General features: G+C 62.4%; 15 protein-coding genes. 9 read left to right on the top strand and 6 right to left on the bottom strand.

Features of this window, described 5'->3' with window-relative positions; genetic code table 11:
* Positions 1-4 precede the first annotated feature (4 nt).
* Positions 5-331: an NIPSNAP family protein gene (locus MOV74_RS05665; protein ID WP_246918945.1), complete on the bottom strand. Its 327-nt coding sequence runs from the start codon at positions 329-331 to the stop codon at positions 5-7.
* A 749-nt stretch (positions 332-1,080) separates the two neighbouring features.
* Between MOV74_RS05665 and MOV74_RS05670 the strand changes: the two genes are divergently transcribed.
* Both MOV74_RS05670 and MOV74_RS05675 read left to right on the top strand, forming a co-directional pair.
* Positions 1,081-1,995, top strand: coding sequence for an aldo/keto reductase (locus MOV74_RS05670; RefSeq protein WP_246918946.1), 915 nt, complete (start codon positions 1,081-1,083; stop codon positions 1,993-1,995).
* 69 nt (positions 1,996-2,064) lie between these two features.
* On the top strand, positions 2,065-2,904 hold the full coding sequence (locus tag MOV74_RS05675; protein ID WP_246918947.1) for an enoyl-CoA hydratase: 840 nt from the start codon (positions 2,065-2,067) through the stop codon (positions 2,902-2,904).
* A 317-nt stretch (positions 2,905-3,221) separates the two neighbouring features.
* Here the strand turns inward: MOV74_RS05675 and MOV74_RS41250 are convergent, their stop codons facing one another.
* Positions 3,222-3,518, bottom strand: a complete 297-nt coding sequence (locus MOV74_RS41250) for a GFA family protein (RefSeq protein ID WP_404979118.1) — start codon at positions 3,516-3,518, stop codon at positions 3,222-3,224.
* 1,885 nt (positions 3,519-5,403) lie between these two features.
* On the opposite strand from MOV74_RS41250, the gene MOV74_RS05680 reads away from it, so the two are divergent.
* From MOV74_RS05680 to MOV74_RS05710, 7 genes are all read left to right on the top strand, one after another.
* Positions 5,404-6,042, top strand: coding sequence for a Crp/Fnr family transcriptional regulator (locus MOV74_RS05680; RefSeq protein WP_246918948.1), 639 nt, complete (start codon positions 5,404-5,406; stop codon positions 6,040-6,042).
* Positions 6,043-6,655: 613 nt separating this feature from the next.
* Entirely contained in the window at positions 6,656-7,480 is an 825-nt protein-coding gene (locus MOV74_RS05685) for a metallophosphoesterase (RefSeq protein WP_246918949.1), read from the top strand.
* Positions 7,481-7,486: 6 nt separating this feature from the next.
* Positions 7,487-8,653, top strand: coding sequence for an ABC transporter ATP-binding protein (locus tag MOV74_RS05690; protein ID WP_246918950.1), 1,167 nt, complete (start codon positions 7,487-7,489; stop codon positions 8,651-8,653).
* Entirely contained in the window at positions 8,650-9,579 is a 930-nt protein-coding gene (locus MOV74_RS05695) for a carbohydrate ABC transporter permease (RefSeq protein ID WP_246918951.1), read from the top strand. The genes MOV74_RS05690 and MOV74_RS05695 overlap by 4 nt, the downstream gene beginning before the upstream one ends.
* A gap of 62 nt (positions 9,580-9,641) precedes the next feature.
* Positions 9,642-10,454, top strand: a complete 813-nt coding sequence (locus MOV74_RS05700; protein ID WP_404979120.1) for a carbohydrate ABC transporter permease — start codon at positions 9,642-9,644, stop codon at positions 10,452-10,454.
* 29 nt (positions 10,455-10,483) lie between these two features.
* Positions 10,484-11,788 (top strand): ABC transporter substrate-binding protein, encoded by a 1,305-nt coding sequence (locus tag MOV74_RS05705; RefSeq protein WP_211416052.1) that lies wholly within the window; start codon positions 10,484-10,486, stop codon positions 11,786-11,788.
* A 70-nt stretch (positions 11,789-11,858) separates the two neighbouring features.
* Positions 11,859-13,478, top strand: coding sequence for an inositol monophosphatase family protein (locus tag MOV74_RS05710; RefSeq protein WP_246918952.1), 1,620 nt, complete (start codon positions 11,859-11,861; stop codon positions 13,476-13,478).
* A gap of 55 nt (positions 13,479-13,533) precedes the next feature.
* Here the strand turns inward: MOV74_RS05710 and MOV74_RS05715 are convergent, their stop codons facing one another.
* The 4 genes from MOV74_RS05715 to MOV74_RS05730 form a co-directional block, all read right to left on the bottom strand.
* Positions 13,534-13,923, bottom strand: a complete 390-nt coding sequence (locus MOV74_RS05715; protein ID WP_246918953.1) for an NUDIX hydrolase — start codon at positions 13,921-13,923, stop codon at positions 13,534-13,536.
* A 64-nt stretch (positions 13,924-13,987) separates the two neighbouring features.
* Complete coding sequence (locus MOV74_RS05720) at positions 13,988-15,007, bottom strand: zinc-binding dehydrogenase (RefSeq protein ID WP_246918954.1); 1,020 nt, start codon at positions 15,005-15,007, stop codon at positions 13,988-13,990.
* A 150-nt stretch (positions 15,008-15,157) separates the two neighbouring features.
* Complete coding sequence (locus MOV74_RS05725; protein ID WP_246918955.1) at positions 15,158-16,105, bottom strand: sugar-binding transcriptional regulator; 948 nt, start codon at positions 16,103-16,105, stop codon at positions 15,158-15,160.
* A gap of 97 nt (positions 16,106-16,202) precedes the next feature.
* The coding region (locus MOV74_RS05730) for an alkaline phosphatase (protein ID WP_246918956.1) at positions 16,203-17,695 on the bottom strand (1,493 nt) is incomplete at its 5' end.

The following is a 17,695-nucleotide window of genomic DNA, read 5'->3' on the forward strand; positions in this document are numbered from 1 at the left end:
TGATTCACCCGAGTACCAGTCCGGTGATTGCGGGCGCCAAAATCGAGATGTTCTGATTCCTGAGCAGCGGCCCGCCCTTCTCGGTTTCCGCCTTCACCTTGGCCCACTCGGGATCGGCCGCGAATGCCTCCCAAGCCTGCTTGCGAGCCTCTTCGCTCGCGAACCTGGTGATGTATGTGAACCGACCATCCTCGGTGGGAGCGACAAAGCCGCCCACCAGCTCGATACCGTGGCGCGGGAAAAACTTGGTTGCCACGACACTGATGAAGCGGTCCCTCATCGCGGCGGCCTTGCCCTCGGCCGCCTCATACGTACGAATTTCGTAGATCACAGGTGGCTTCACTCCAGAAGATGAAATTCCGCTTCCACGCGCAGAGAAGCCCGCGGCGGCTCCGGGACTCGATCAATATTTGCACGTTCGTGCGATTCATTCTAGCTGCCTGTCTCTGACAGATCAACGGCGCCGCACCCGCGGAATCTAAAATATTCGTACGATCGTGCGATTTTATCTTGTGCGTCCGCCGCCGGCCTGTTAGATGTCCACTGCGCGCGAAGCCGAGCGTCTTCGCGCCTGCGCCTTTACGGGCGTTTCCTCCCTAGACTCGGCCGATTTCGTCATTCGAAATCGGCCGTTTTGTTTTCCGAGGCGCAGGAATCAGGCTCCAGCCCTACCCGCTGGCGCCGTCCCGGTTCGGCCACTTTCGGCAGAAGATTGAGCGGGCGTCGACCTTCGGTCCAACCAGGGCGTCAGAGCGTTCCTCGGTCGCAAATCTCGCTCTCTCAAAGTCGAGAGCATGGCCGATATTCTCAGAAACAGACTGCGAAATCTGGATCTGCCGGCGGAGCTCAATTCTCCGTCTGCCGGCCCGCTGATAAGAGGGAGCGGCATGGGCAACGCCCTTTGTTCTCGATGTGTCGGTTGATAATCGCGACCGGAGCTTCCTCCAGTTCCGACCGTGGTGCCATGCAAAGACAATCTTTGCTATCTCGCACGTATGTGCAATCATTATGAGCGTGAGTTGCCCCATTGTGACCCGGAGCGGTCGCGGTCATGCGGGCTGAGCGTCTTCGAGGTATACAATGACCGGTTTTGAACGCCGAGTACTCGGCCGTACGGGCCTATCAGTAACAGTGCTCGGATTCGGGGCCATGGATCTCGGCGGCCCTCCCGCCGCCAATGAAATTTCGGATGATGACGCTGGACGCGTGCTAAACGCGGTGCTCGATTGCGGGATCAACTTCATCGACACCGCCGTTTGTTATGGCACGAGCGAAACACGCATTGGCCAGGCGATATCGCATCGTCGTAAGGAATTCGTCCTAGCCACCAAGTGCGGCTGCGTGCCGGGCGAGCCGATGAGCGGCCCTCACGTCAATTCCTCCGCAAACATCCGCGCAGGCGTAGAACACAGCCTCCGCACGATGCGGACCGACTACCTGGACATCGTCCAGTTTCATCACAGCTTGGACAGGAAGAGTTGGGAGTCCGAAGGCGCCTTGAATGAACTCTTGAAGATGAAGGCGGAGGGCAAGCTTCGCTTCATCGGAGTCTCCGGAATCTTTCCAAATCTCATAGAGCAGGTCGATTCAGGACTCTTCGACGTCTTCCAGATCCCCTACTCCGCCGTACAGCGCGAGCACGAGAACATTATCGGGAAGGCGTCGGAAAAGGGAGCCGGCATCATCATCCGCGGTGCTGTAGCGCGAGGCGCTCCGACCGACTGGAACAAGAGATACTACATGATGTCGGGCGAGGAAATGAGCGGCCGATGGGATCGGTCGCGGCTCGACGATCTGTTGGAAGGCATGAGCCGGATGGAATTCATGGTGAGGTTCGCCATCGCCCTACCTGCGCTCGATACCACAATCATCGGCACCAAGAACGTCGACCACCTGCGACACAACGTAGCCGCCGCACTGAAGGGACCTCTGCCGAAGGATTTGGTGAGCGAGGCAAAGTGCAGACTCGAAGCCGCCGGATCGAAACCGGTGTGACACGCAGCCGGTGGCAGACGACCGTCCGGGACACCGAATTTTCACCGATGTTCTCCCTTCGGATCCTGCATGCCTCAACGCGCAAAACCGGTGACGAATATGAGCAACACCCTTCTCGTGAAGCAAGAAGGCCGCGTGGCCATACTCACATTGAATCGGCCGGAAAAACTGAATGCCTTATCGGCCGAGCTGCGGAAAGCCCTGCACCGGGAAATATTGGCAGTAGACGCTGACGCCGCAATCGGAGCCGTCGTCCTTACCGGCGCCGGGGAACGCGCCTTCACTGCCGGCATGGACTTGACGGAGGCTTCCCGGCGAGGCGGTGAGGTAATGGCTCCGGAGGAAAATCCCCTTACTGCGATCGAAAGATGCCGTAAGCCGATCATCGTTGCAGTGAACGGTCTTTGCATCACCGGGGGCATGGAGATGATGCTCGCGTGCGACGTAGTCATTGCCTCGCGCACGGCTCGGTTCGCGGATACCCACGTGCGGGTAGGATTAATGCCGGGCTGGGGCATGTCGCAACGTTTAGCGCGGCAGATAGGGCCGCAGAGGGCCAAGGAGATCAGTCTGTCCGGCAACTTCGTGGATGCTCAACGAGCCTTCGATCTTGGTCTCATCAACCGCGTGGTAGAACCTGAGGAATTGTTGCCCTCCTCGATCGCGTTGGCGCGAGATTTCGCCGACGCCGATCCGAGGGTCGTGATGGAGTATAAGCGCCTCATCGACGACGGGTTCAAATTGCCCCTGGGCGAAGGGCTTGGGCTCGAACGCGAAAGAGTGCTTGCCTTCAACGTCGCACTCTCTTCGGAAGATTTCGAGCGCGGGAAGGAGATGGCCTCCGCCAGAGCCCGGATCCAGACGGAGGCGCTCGCTGACCCTGTTCCCCGTGCCCGCCCGTCTCGCTAGGAGGGGACGGCGTTCTTCCTCGCTCCCCACATGCAGATGCTAAGTCTTCGAATTTCCTTTGCGCGCTCAATGCCGTTTCTGACAATTCACAGCCTTTTCGCTCGTTGAGATCGTTACAGGATTTTCTCTTGTCAGAATGATGTTCGAGTTAGCGGTCTACTGACGGCAAGGTACTCGGAGTGCGCCTTGGCTCGACAGCCACGGCTAGGAGTTTCTTGACAATTACTTCTATGTTCATGGCAGGCGTCCGTTTCATCTCAATTCGCGGCCCAACCTAACGGAAAGGACAGTGCCTTCCGTCCTACTTGTCTAAATACCTACCGGGTTTCCATAGGTCTACACTGATCCCGCAGCAGGAGCACTTCCTGAGGAAATTGAACCCATTCAAGCTTCGAATCGTACCAAGCGGCGACCTTTGGCTCCGGAAAAGTTGGATCACCGAAACATCCAACTGGAATGCCAATTAGGTCGGGCAAAAGCTCAAGAACTGTACTCACTGTCGAGCCGCATTGTGGGCAGAAAACGCATTCGACGTTCCCGCCTGATACCCCTTTGCAAGCATACGTTATGCTGTCGCCAGAGCGCCCCGTTGCGCCATCGGGACGTAAGAGCAAATGCGCTTCGTCTTTGACACCGGGTGCAGTTGCAAGCGAAAACGAGTGTGGGGTTGCCCTCGACGCTTATACTTAGCTGTCCGCAATGGCAACTCGCTGTGCGCATCATGTCGCCACCTTTTTAGCTCTCTCAGGCAGTGGTACAATCTTAGATAGATCAACGTTGCGACGTCAAGCAGGCCCAAGATACTTCGGCAACGGGGCAACAGCGCCAGTCTGTGAGTGCTATGTCACTCCGGTCCGCCGCGCTGTGGGTCAAAAGCGTCGGTCTAGCACTCCACTGCAAACTTCCGGTCTACCCCTCTGAGCCGACATGTAGCGGCACTGCCCCGACGGTAGCGAGGGGCCAACTGCGGAAATTCCGCCAACCTCACATCGTCCTCATTGCGGAAACCGGCCGGCCGCAGGGCCTTTCTCAAATCGTTTTGAGACAATCGCGTTCTCGCAGGCGCCGGACCGGTCATAGGATTTGCCCTAACCAGGATGAAGTAGAGGCCCGGCGCGCGTGATGCCACCGATTTGACTAATCGTGAAGCCGCACTCGTTGGGACGGCGCGACCCGATTCCTAGCTAAGAAGGCGTGGTTCTCGATTGGAGAAAAAGCAATGCGTTCTATTTTGGCGTTGAGCCTTTTGATCACCCTAGCGGCATCCGCGAACGCGGCTACGGTGCACCACGCGCACCGGCCGCACGTTGTTGTTCGTGCCGATCGGGGGATGGTGGCCTCAGATCCCGCTTCGGGTTTTGCCTACGCACCATCCGGGCCGCCGATCCAATACCGGCCCGCACCCGACCATGGCTACAATGAACCATATTATGGTGCTTCGCAGGGTTACGCGCCCGGCGAAAAGGAGCAATTTCTCGATAGTGTGAGACAAGGTGGTTAGATCGCCCAAACATATCGGATGATCTTGCCAACTGCGATCGCTGAGGTGCAAACGAAGGTCTCAACGACGTCAGCAACGGGTCAAACTCGGAAGTCGGCGGGCAGATGGTCTGCTCGGCCAATCATCAGGGCGACGGTGCTGGCCATCGGCGTTTCACTTGATTAGCCCGAAGATGATCCTGAGCGTCGCATCGCAATAATCAGCGATGACGGACGTGAGATTGGCACCGTGCCCGTGTATTCAAGGCCGTCATACGAAAACCCGGCCCCATAAGGTGCAGCCGCTACGTCGGCGCGTGCAGTTGACCGTGAAGCCAGCCGGTTGTTCGTGGGGATTTCATCGGATCAACCAAATCGGCCACAAGCTGGTGGACGTCCTTGCACGCGGGGCACTCAAACGTCCGGATGTCGAAGCCAAAGGGGCCGGGCGTAATCCGAGCCAGCACCGCTTCTGCTCGACACATAGGACATAGCGTTCGGGGATGGCGGAACATGTTGCACGCCTTGATTAGGCGGGAGCGTTACAGAACTCTCAGTCACCGGTAGTTGCCGTGGTGGGCGGTGATGGAACCCACTGTGGAACTGCCACTTGGCTCGGCGCTGATCAGTATTGCTCACATGCCAAAAGAAATTAACGTGTCGTTAGTAAGTTAGGTCGCCGCTAGATTCAAATTAGGGCAATTGCTCGCAACCCCAGTGATCACGCGTCGAGGACGCTCGTCGCTATTGACCATACGTGCTGCAGCACTCCCAGCTTGGTCGAATGTCGTCCTTGGGTCATTCGCGACGTTCGAGCGGCGCGCCTCGATCTACAGGCCGACTTCTTCAACACAAACGCCCAGAAGTGGACAGCTTGAGATCATCATTAGCGGGCGTCCCTGAGACGACGCCAAACCCCATCAGCCATCGTCCGGGGCCGGCGTTCATTCCCGCAAGCACCCGGTCGCGCAAGACTGTGGGGCAACGCAGCCCTTCGACGTCCAGGAGTTCCTCCACACCGTGGCCTCGGGGAGGACCGTTTCAAACTATCGGAAGAATCGGAAGGTCTTCTCTCAGGGAGACCCCGGTGATGCGGTCTTCTACATTCAGGAGGGCAAGGTCAAGGTCTGCGTCGTCTCCGAGCAGGGCAAGGAGGCGGTCGTCGCGCTCCACGGAAATGGGGACTTCTTCGGTGAGAGCTGCCTAAATGGGCATCCGCTGCGGGTGGCGACGGTCGTGACGGTGACGGAGTGCGTCATCATGCGGCTCGAAAAGGCAGCTATCGTGCGTGTGCTCCATGACCAGCCGAAGTTCTCTGAGATGTTCATGGCTCACCTGTTGTCTAGGAACGCCCGAGTCGAGGAGGACTTGGTCGACCAACTTTTTAATTCCAGTGAGAGGCGTCTGGCGAGGGTGCTCCTCTTGATGGCGAACTTCGGCAAGGAGAGTAAGCCCGAGCCGGTCATAGCGAAGATAAGCCAGGAGACACTCGCGGAGATGGTCGGGACCACCAGGTCGCGCGTCAGCATGTTCATGAACAAGTTCCGCAAGCTTGGGTTCATCAAATACAACGGATCACTGGAGGTCCATAATTCCCTGCTGAACGTGGTCTTGCACGACAGTCCTCACCTAAGAAAGCGTGCCGAAAAGGAAAAATGAATTGAACCTGCTCGGACGTTGACCCTTCTGGCCCAGCTGCCGCACCAGCCTGGGGTCATCTAGCCCGGCTTGTGAACCTGACAGCCTCACGACCGCTACGGGTCATGAGCGTCGGTTTGCCTCTGAGGTGATGACTTCCGGTCTGACCGGATAAGCGGACACCGTGAGAACAGGGATGTCTCGAACGGGCCAAAAGCGGTCAAGGCAGCGGCGAGAGTTAGCGGCAAAGGATTGAAAGTACGTAACCCGATCCCGCCGGGATCGCCCTTACCCATCCAGGTTGCGCAGAGGCTGCGCCCACTCCATCGCGACCGCGCAGACCGAAGTTTCCGTCCCTGGTCAGACGACCCACCCGGTTGCTCACATCCGCGCATGATCCACTTGTGTTGCGTGAATTACATTTGTCACAATGACAGTTCATATGTATAGTTGATTGAAATGACACAAACCGCTTAAGCGGCATCGTCAGCCAGGGAGAACGCCGGAAGCTTCAGATCTCACGACTACAATGACCGCCCCACTCCGCGCGGCGCGGGGCAGCGCATTCGATTCGAGCGACAGACCGCTGCGCGCCCAACGCACGGCATGACACGCGACCCAAAGCAGAGGCGGCATGGTCCGAGTTATTCAGATTTCCGATACGCATCTCAGCCCGAGCAAGCAGCACTTCGACGCGAACTGGGCGCCACTTGCCCGTTGGATCGCGCCGCATAAGCCAGATCTCGTCATACATACCGGCGACGTGACGGTTGATGCAGCCGATCAGGAAACCGACGCAGCATATTGCGCGACCCAACTGGCCTCGCTCGGCGTCCCTGTCGTGGCGGTTCCGGGAAATCATGACGTCGGCGAGGTCGGCAGTCCGCATCAGCCAGTAAATGGCGAGCGGCTCGATCGCTTTCGCCGCCACTTCGGCGACGACCGCTGGCTACGCGATGTGGACGGTTGGCGCCTGATCGGCCTCAATTCGATGATCTTCGGCGGCGGCCCCCAAGAGGCGCGGCAGACCGAATGGCTCGAGGCCGCGATGGCCGATGCTGCGGGGCGTCGCCTTGCCTGGTTCACCCACCGGCCGCTGTTCATCGAGTCACCGACCGAGGCCGACACCGGTTACTGGTCGGTCAAGCCGGAGCCGCGCCGCGCCCTTCTCGATTTGCTGCAGCGCTATCGGGTCGAGATCGTAGCCAGCGGACATCTGCATCGCTGGCACGAAATTCGGCTGAACGGCACGCACTACGTCTGGGGGCCGGCGGCCGGCTTTCTGGTCGGCGAGAAACTGGCGCCACCGATGGGCGGCGTCGCGCGGCTCGGAGCCGTGATCTACGACATCGACGGCGACAACATCGACGTGAGCATTCGCCCCGTGCCGGGCCTCACCGATTACTGGATCGACGACGTGGTGCACGAGGTGTATCCGCCACGCGAAGCTGAGGCGTGATCCGCGATGGCCGGCCTCACATTGCGCGGCATCGGGAAGACTTTCGGCGACACGGCGGTCCTCAACGACATCGATCTCGATATTGCGGACGGCGAGTTTCTGACGCTGGTCGGCCCCTCCGGATGTGGCAAGTCCACGCTCCTGCGTATCATCGCCGGCCTGGAATCGCAGGATCGCGGCTCGGTGTCGATCGGCGAGACTTCGGTCGACCATTTGCGGCCTCACGAGCGCAGGATCGCCATGGTGTTCCAGAATTACGCGCTCTATCCCCACATGTCGGTGTTCGACAACATCGCGCTGCCGCTCACCATGACGCGCCTGAACCTGTTCGAGCGCTTGCCCTTGATGCGTCATCTGTCGCTGCGCCGCAGGCGCGTGATGGACGAGATCGCGCGTGAGGTGCGGGCCGTCGCGGAGCAGCTTCGCATCGACACCTTCTTTCATCGCCGTCCCGGACAGCTTTCGGGCGGACAACGGCAGCGCGTCGCGCTCGGCCGCGCCATGGTGCGTCATCCGCAAGCGTTCCTGATGGATGAGCCATTGTCGAACCTCGACGCCAAGCTTCGTGTGCACATGCGCGGCGAGCTGACCGAGCTGCACGCGCGTCTCGGCGCCACGATGGTCTACGTGACACACGACCAGATCGAGGCGATGACGATGTCCGATCGGCTGGCCGTGATGGATCACGGCGACATCCTCCAACTCGGCACACCCGCCGAGGTCTATGAACGGCCCGCCACGACCGCGGTCGCGCAGTTCATCGGCAGTCCGGCGATCAATCTGTTTCCGGCCCGCGTGGGCCCCGACGGCCAGGTCGAGCTGCTCGGCCGGACGCTGCCGATCGACATTCGCAACGTGCCGGCTGCGGAGCTGACGATCGGCGTGCGTCCGGAAGCGATGCGAATCGGGGGCGGTCCGTGCACCGTTCCGTGCAGGTTCCGGCGTCGCGAAAATCTCGGCTCGGAAAGCATCCTCCACTTCGACCTCGCGGCCGCTCCGGGGGTGCCGGTGCTCTGCCGGATCGACAATGACATGCCCGTTCCCGAGGGCGAGGTCACGCTCGCCTTCGAGGCGCGGGATTGTCACGTGTTCGACAACAAGGGCCGCCGTATCGAGGTGGAGAGCCGCAATGCGGCCGGCCGCGACGTACGCCGCGCGAGCGAGGCCCGATGAACGCGGTCACGGCTCAAATCACCCCCCTCACCGCGGCGCCGCCAGCCAGCCGCCAGCGATGGATCGAACGGTTCGCGGGCCTGGGCTTCGCAGCACCCGCCTTCATCCTGCTGGTCCTGACCAATCTGGCGCCGCTGGCGGCTCTCGCCTTTCTGAGCTTCACCAATTACGAGCTGGGCGCTCTCGACTTCTCGTTCGTGGGCCTCAAGAATTTCAGCACGGCGCTGCAGGATCCCGTGATCCGCCGCTCGGTGACCAATACGCTGCTCTACGTGGCGATCGTCGTGCCCGGCGGCGTCCTGATCTCGCTGCTCGTCGCAATCCTGATCCACCAGCGCAAGCGCACGCGCAGCCTCTATGAGGTCATCTATTTTCTTCCCGTCACCTCGACGCTCATCGCGATGGCCACGATGTGGCAGTTCCTGCTGCACCCGACCCTGGGACTGATCAATCAGACCCTCAAGGGGCTGGGTTTCGCCGAGACGGCGTTCCTGAGCGAGCCGCGCCTCGTCATCCCGACGCTCGCCGCGATCGGCATCTGGCAGCTCATCGGCTTCAACATGGTGCTGTTCCTTGCCGGTCTCTCGGCGATCCCTCGCGACCTCTATGAAGCCGTCGATATCGACGGCGCGAGCCATCCCATCGACCGCTTCCTGAAAGTGACCTGGCCGATGCTTGGTCCGACGACGATGTTCGTGACCGTGACGACGTTCATCACGGCGTTCAAGATCTTCGACACGGTTGCGGTGATGACGCGTGGCGGCCCCGGAGGCGCATCGGAGGTGCTGCTCTATGCCATCTATCTGGAGGGGTTTCAGTACTTTCACATGAGCTATGCGGCGACGCTCACGCTGGTCTTCCTCGCGTTCACCCTGGTGTTCTCGGTGCTGCAGACCTTCATCCTCGACCGACGGGTGCACTATTGACGCGCATATCGGCCACGATCGCCCGCCCGCCTGCGCCGGTCGCGGTCCGGATACGGCGCCTCGTGTCGCTTGCATTCGTCCACGCGGTGCTGATCGGCGGCGCCGTCTTCATGCTGCTGCCATTCGTCTTCATGTTGACGAGCGCGATCAAGCCGCCGGGCGAGATCTTCGAGGCGACGTTCCGGCTCTGGCCGCGCCAGTTCTACGGATGGCAGAATTTCGAATCTGCCTTGAGCACGGCGCCGCTGCTGCGCTTCCTGCTCAACGGTTTCATCGTCTGCGGCGGCATCCTCGTCGTCCAGCTTCTGGTCGCGATCCCTTGCGCCTATGCGCTCGCCAAGCTGAGGTTTCCGGGACGGCCGATCCTGTTTTCGCTGGTCCTGCTCGGACTCTGCATTCCGGTCCAGGCGCCCTCCCTCCCGCTCTACATCGCGTTCGCCGAGCTCGGCATCCTCAACACCTACCTCTCGATGATGATGCCGTTCTTCCTGTCGGTGTTCGCGATTTTCCTGTTCCGCCAGTTCTTCAAGTCCTATCCGGACGAGATCATCCAGGCCGCGCGGCTGGACGGCGTCGGCGAGTTCGAGATCGTGTGGCGCATCGTGGTGCCGAGCGCTTGGCCGGCCATCGCGGCGTTTTCGATCTTCTCCGTCGTGGCGCACTGGAACGACCTGTACTGGCCGCTCATCGTCGTCTCCGACACCAAGCTCGCGACGCCGCCGCTCGGCATGATGTATTTCGCCGATTCCGAGCTGGGCTCGAATTACGGGGCGCTCGCCGCCGGCGCCACCATCATCACGGCACCGCTCGTCATCGCCTTCCTGATCGCGCGGCGGCATTTCATTGCCGGCATCACGATGACCGGAATCAAATGACTTCAACCACTGCCAGGGGAGACACCGTCATGCTGCATCGCCGAGACCTCCTGAAGAGCGCCGCCGCCGTCGGGACGAGCGCACTTTCCAGCCCGTTCCTGACACGGTCGGCCCACGCGCAAGACGTGACGCTGGATGTGCTTTACGCCTTTCCCGCCTTCGCGAAATTCCATGAGCCGATCGCGCAGGAGTTCATGAAGCGGCAGTCGAGCATCAAGATCCAGTTCCGGGCGCCGGCGGCGAGCTATGACGAAGGTCATCAGACCATGCTGCGGCAGGCCGTCACCAACCAGCTGCCGGACGTCTACTATTCCGGTTACCACCTGCTCGCTGAGCTGGTGCGCACGCTGGTGAAACGCAACCAGATCACCGAGGTTGCTCCGATGCTGCAGAAGGAGGACGCCGCCTGGCGCAAGGCCAATTATTCCGACGGGATCCTGGCCCTCGGAGCGGTCGACGGCAAGATCTACGGCCTCGCCTTCAACGCCTCGCTGCCGATCATCTATTTCAACGCGCAGCTCGTGAAGGAAGCGGGCGGCGATCCCGACAAGATGCCCGACAACTGGACGGACATGATCGCCCTCGCCGTCAGCATCAAGAGCAAGGGGGCCGACGTCGCCGGCATCGCCTACAACATCCACGACTGGCCCGACGATTGGCTGTTCCGTTCGCTGATCCTGCAAGGTGGTGGCCAGATGCTCGATGCGTCGGAGACCGCTGCCGGATTCGGCAACGACGCCGGGCTGAAGGCCCTGACCCATTGCCGGCGGTTCGTGGCCGATGCCAAGATGCCGCTGATCGATTGGGACTCCTCGCGCCAGCAGTTCATCGCCGGGAAGATCGGCATTTTCGCCGACACGCCGGCCCGGTTGCGCCAGGTCACCGACCTGATCGGCGACAAGTTCACCTTGCGCACCTGCACTTTCCCGATCGACGACAAGCAGAAGGGTGGGCTGCCCACCGGCGGCAACGCGGCGATCATCACGGCGAAGGATCCGGCGAAGCAGCAGGCCGCCTGGGAGTTCCTGAAATTCGTGAGCGGACCGGAAGCGCAGAAGATCGTGGTCGAGACGACGGGCTATATGCCGACCAATCTGCGCGCTTCAGGGCCGGAATTCCTGGCCCCGTTCTACGACAAGAACCCGAACTTCCGTACCGTGTCGCAGCAGATCGAGCGCGCGAAGCCGTGGCAGGGCTATCCAGGCGGACAGTCCGTGAAGATCTGGCGTACGCAGCGCGAGATCATCCATGCCGTCATGCGCGGCGAAACGACCGCCGAGGCAGGGCTCGATCGCATGGTCAAGGAAAGCAACGCCTTGATGAAGAGTTCGTAGGCAGCGGACGATCGATTGCGGCAAGCGGCCTGGCGCTGGCCGCTACTGTTCCCTTTGGAGGCGGAATTCTGTGTTCATCATTGCCCAGCTGAGCGATCTACACGTCCGACCGCTCGGCAAGCTCGCTTACGGCGACCTCGATACCAACGCGATGTTTCACGACGCCATCGACGCCGTGCTGAGGCTCGATCCGCGGCCCGATTGCGTCGTGGTCAGCGGCGACCTCACGGATGGCGGGCTCGAAGAGGAATATGAGATCGTCGCCGCCGGACTAACCAGGCTGCCGATGCCGGTGTTCGTCATTCCCGGCAACCACGACCGCCGCGAGCAGCTGATATCTTCGCTACGTCCTCGTCACCGCTATCTTCCGTCCGACGGCTTCATCAATTTCGTCGTGGACGATTTGCCGGTCCGGCTGATCTTCCTCGACAGCGTCGAGGCCGGGAAGATCCACGGCACCTTCTGCGCAGCCCGGCAACAATGGCTGCGCGACGCGCTCGCGACCGGGCGCGGCAAGCCGACGGTCGTCGTGATTCATCATCCGCCGTTCCTGGTCGGGGCCGACGGGATGGACGATCTGCGCCTCCTCGGGGCCGACGCGCTCGACGCAATCATCAAAGACCATCCCGAAATCGAACGCGTGCTGTGCGGTCACTATCACCGCTCGATCACGGCGCGCTATGCGGGAACCGTAGGCTATGTGGCGCCAAGCACGGCGCATCAGGTTGCGCTCGACCTCCGGCCCGGTCACAGCAATCGCTTCATCATGGAGCCGCCGGGATTTGCCTTGCACTGCTGGCGGCCGGACACGGGCATCAGCAGCCACCTCGTTCCGGTCGGAGACTATGGTCGCCCGTTCGAGATCGCGGCCGGCCAAGACGATCCGGGAACGGACCGGGGCGACGGCCTTCCGGCACTGCTGAAGCGCGCAGAGGCCGTCGTGGGCGAGGCCGCGACCAGGCTGGTCGCGATGCAATCCACGCCGCTGCGCACGGAGCGCAAGGACTATCTCGACATCGTCACCGAGGCGGATCTCGCCTCCGAAGCAATCGTCGTCGCGGGCTTGAAGGCGCTGACGCCGGAGGCCGGCATCCTCGCCGAGGAGAGCGGCGCGAGCCCGGGGGACAATGCTGCGCGCTGGATCATCGATCCGCTCGACGGCACGATCAACTACGCGCGGGGGCTGCCGTGGTTTTCCGTGACGGTCGCCTACGAGGTCGGCGGCGAGACGAAACTTGGCCTGATCAACGCGCCCAAGATCGGACTGACGGCGCGCTATCTCGCAGGAGAAGGCGCGACCATCGACGGCTTGCCGGCGCGCGTCTCCACGACACCTTCACTGTCGGATGCGGTGATCTCGGTGATCCTGACCTCGCATTTCTCCCCCGACGAAGTCCAGCGGACAACGCGCGTGATCGAACTGCTCGGCAAAGTGGTGCGCGGCGTGCGTATCGTCGTCTCCGGCGCCTTCGAGACGACCATGGTCGCCTCGGGTCGCCTGGACGGCTTTGTCTCCCTGAAAGCCGACATCGTCTCGCACGCGGCCGCGATGCCGATGGTGTGGGCCGGTGGCGGAAAGGTCACGACACTGACGGGGCGGCCGTGCCGCAACGATGATCTCGACAAGATCGCTTCAAACGGATTGATCCACGAGGAGTTGCTCGCTCTCCTGCGCCAGGCGCTGCAATGACGAGCAGGTCCAGAGGACGAACCTTCGCTCGAAGACATCGTCTGTCGCAAGCGACCTAGCGGGGGCCGCGCCTTGGGAACAGCTTGTCGCGGATGTAGCGCGAGGTCGGCGTCAGTCTGGCGCCGCGCGGCTTGCGCCAGACCGCCCGGTCGATCTCCTTCTTGTCGCCGACTTTCAGGCGCCCCGACACCTTCTTGGCCAGGAAGATCGCATCGCTCATCCGCCGGCCGGTCCGGCTCTTCCTCGCTTTGACTTCCTTCCAGAGTTTCAACGGCCCGAGCTTCAGCTTGGGAAGCTCCTCCTTGATCTCGCGACGAAGGCAGCTCCTGTCGCTCTCGCCTGCCCGCCTGCGGCCGCCGGGAAACATCCAGAGCCCGTCGCGCTTGCGTCTCACCATCAGCACGCGCCCTTTTCGGGCGACGACCAACTTCGACGATTTCGCCATCACGACCGGTCCTGCTTCTGTGCCTGCTCCACTGCACCAGGCTCTTGACGAGATGACGCTCCGTCTACGGGCAGATTATCGCCTTGATGATTCCATCGCGCCGCGCGACCTGCTGCTCGAATGCGGCGGGCGTCTGGTCGAGCGCGAAGCGATGCGTGGCCAGCGGCGCCAGCTTGATCTTCCCCGACTGCGTAAGGGCGATGGCCCGCGGATAGACCTCCGGCATGCGGCGTGAAAACTTGATCGACAGGCCCTTCCGGCGCGATTCCGCGCCGCTGAGGATGTACTGATTGTTCTCGGGGATGCCGACGAGAACCACCCGGCCACCGATACGGGCGCAACGCGCCGCATGCTCGAAGCCGTGCGAGGAGTCGGTCGCCTCGATCACCAGGTCGACGCCGCGGCCTTCGGTGGCCTCGCCGACCTCGGCGTAGCTGCGGCATGCCACGTCCGCACCGAGGTCGCAGGCCAGTGCGGTACGCTGCTCGACCGGGTCGATCGCGATGATCTTGCCGCTGCCTGCGAGCCGCGCCAGTTGCACCAGCAGCAGGCCCACCGGCCCGCAGCCCAGCACCGCCACACTTTCCAGCAGCCGCGGACGCGCCAGATCCATGGCATGGATCGCGACACCGAGCGTCTCCAGGATCGCTGCGCCGGCGGGATCGATGCTGTCGGGCACCAGATGCACGGCCGATTTGGGCACGCAAACGAATTCGGCCATGGCGCCGTTGTGAGGCGCGTAACCCAGGAACTTCACATAGGGGCAGAGATTGGTGTGCCCGCGGTGACACCACTCGCAACGGCCGCAGGGAATGGAAGGATCGACCGCCACCAGCGCGTCGGCCGAGAACCCCGCCTTGCGCGCCGAGTCCGGCGTGAGGACACCCGAGAATTCATGACCCAGCACGAACGGCCTGACTTGCGTCGGACCGGTTGTTCCGCCCTCGAGATAGGAGTGCAGATCGCTGCCGCAGACGCCGACAGCCTTGACGCGGATGATGAGCTCGTCCTCCGCGAGCGCCTTCGGCTCGGGAATATCGAGGACGCGGATATCACGAATGTCCTGGAGCACCGCAGCGCGCATGTCGACGCCATCCTTCTGAGCAATTGTCTCCGGCATATTACATATGTAACAGCGAAGTGACAAATGCTTTTGCAGGCCTTCCGGCGCACGTCGGCCGCGCGTGGACAGGGGTGCCCACGGCGGATCTCATAGCGGTGGCGGAAAGTACGGCTATTTCTGCTTGTCGATCAGCTTCAGCGCCGCGATGGCGGTGTTCTCGTCGGTCACCAGCACCTTGCCGATCCGGCCGCGCAGCACCGCAGCGATGATCGGCGCCTTGTTGAGCCCTCCGGCGATCAGCATCGACGTCGGCACGCGCGCCAGCTTGTCGAGCGGCATCGCAATGGCGCGGCTGTTGATGTTGTGATCGATGGGCCGGCCGGTCTTGTCGAGAAATTGCGCCAGGACGTCGCCGACGGCGCCCGCCGCCCGCAGATGCTCGGCGCGCACGTCCGGCGGCAGCCCATGCCGCATCAATAGCGAGCGCGGCGTCATGTCTCCCATGCTCAACAGCGCAAGATCGATCTTTTCAACGCTGTTCAGCACCTCCTGATAGACCTCCTGGGCCAAAAAAGTGTCGCGCGAGCGCCGGCTGCTGACGAAGATCGGGGCGGCCAGATAGCTGCACTGGGCGTGCAGCCGGTGCGCGAGCTCACCGGCGATCTCGAAGGTGTTGAGCTCGAGTCCGCGCGATAGGCCGCCCATCATGGAGACGATGGAGAGATCGGGATAGTCCGCCGGCGTGACGTAACGGATGGTCTCGCGCAAGGTCGCCCCCCATCCGATGCCGATGATGCGCGGACGCTTCTGCTCGAGCAATTTGGACAGATACGCGCCGGCCGCCATTCCGATCAGGCTGCCGACCTGCTCGGGATTCTCCGGGCTCGGGATGACGACGGCATCCTCGAGGCCGCATTCCCGGCGCAAGCGGTGCTCCAGCTCCGTGCAGCTCGCAAAGGCGGAGTTGAGGCGGATGTTGACGATGCCGGTCTGCCGCGCATCCGACAGCATGCGGTTGACGCGAGCGCGGGTCAGCCCGAGCCGCTCGCCGATCTCGGCCTGGGTCAGGTTCTCCATGTAGTAGAGCCAGGCGACCCGCAGGATGGTTTGATCAGTCACGGCGCAGCCCCCCGCAGCGGCCTCAAGGCACAATCAGATGTCGAAGCATTTGAGGCGATCTTTCGTTGGCCGTCAAATCTGCAGCATGCGGATGTCGTCATGCGGTCTTTGCGCCCGGCACGCCATCCTCGACCACAAAGCTCGTCAGCCGGCGCACGGCGCTCGCGGCGTCCTTGACGTCGTCGAGCGCTTCGAACCCCACGGTGCAATGCCGGGTGTCGAGCTCGACGGTCGCATAGCCGCGCTTGTCGCCACGCGCATAGACCAGATGCGGGTTCTCCGCCAGCGCCTTGCGGACGCTGGCTTCGCTCGGCCCGTCCGAGCTGATCGACGTGCCGACGAACTCGGTCGCAATGGTCGGGCCATCCGGGCGGGCGTCATCACGCTTGAGATCGGCGGTAAAGAAGGCGTGGCGGTCGCCGCCGATCACGATCGGATTGCGCCGGCGATGCGCCATAAGCGAATCAAGGAGACGGCGGCGTGCATTGGGATAGCCGTCCCAGCCGTCCATCCAGAAATGCGCGCCGTCGTCTGCTTCGCGCTTGTCCTGCGCCATCAAGGTCTGCTGCGCGACGATGGTCCAGCGGCCGCGACAGTCGCGCAGGCGCGCATCGAGCCATTGCTCCTGTTCCCGACCCAACATCGTCCGCGCTTCGTCGGTCCGGCCTGCACAGTCCGTCATCCAGGTCGGCCGCCCACTTCCGACACACGCAGATGCCGAGCGATATTGCCGGTCGTCGAGCAGCACCACGTCGAGCATCTCGCCGAAGCGGTAGTGCTCGTAGATCGTGGCGTTCGCGCCGCGTGGGCGTGCCGAAAGCGGCAGCGGCATGTGCTCGTAATAGGCCTGATAGGCGGCCGCGCGGATCTTCAGGAACTGACCGGCGTCGTGCACGGTGTAGGAGCGATCATTGGCATAGTCGTCCATCACCTCGTGATCGTCCCAGACCGAAAGCCAGGGAAAGGCGGCGTGCGCCGCCTGCAGGTCGGGATCGCTCTTATAGAGCGCGTAGCGGTTGCGAAACTCCTCGAGCGTCGTCGGAATTCCGACGCCGTGCCGGCGGACGTGGCGCGATCCCCAGGATTTCTCATAGATGTAGTCGCCGAGATGCACGACGAGATCGAGATCGCGTGCGGCCATGTCGCGATAGGCGGCAAAATAGCCCTGCTCATATTGCTGGCAAGATGCGAAGGCAAAGCGGAAGGGCCGCGCCGACCCCGCGGGCGCGGTTCGGGTGCGTCCGACCGGGCTGAGCGCCGGACCGGCGCGGAAGCGGTACCAGTAGACGCGATCCGGCAACAGGCCCGTCGCCTCGGCATGCACAGAATGCGCAAGCTCGGCCGTCGCCCGCACGACCCCGTGGGCGACGATGCGCGAGAAGGCCTCGTCGTCCGCAATCTGCCACTCGACCTCCACGGAAGCGTCCTGCATGCCGCCGCCCTCGAGCGGCTGCGGCGCAAGGCGGGTCCAAAGGACGACGCGATCCTCACGCGGACATCCGGAGGCAACACCGAGCGTGAAGGGATCTGCGTTGAACGACACCGGCGCTCCCCGCACGAAGCCGGCGGGCGCAGCCAAGGCGGCGCTCG

The sequence above is a fragment of the Bradyrhizobium sp. SHOUNA76 genome, assembly GCF_023006445.1.
In the GTDB taxonomy this organism is placed as follows: domain Bacteria; phylum Pseudomonadota; class Alphaproteobacteria; order Rhizobiales; family Xanthobacteraceae; genus Bradyrhizobium.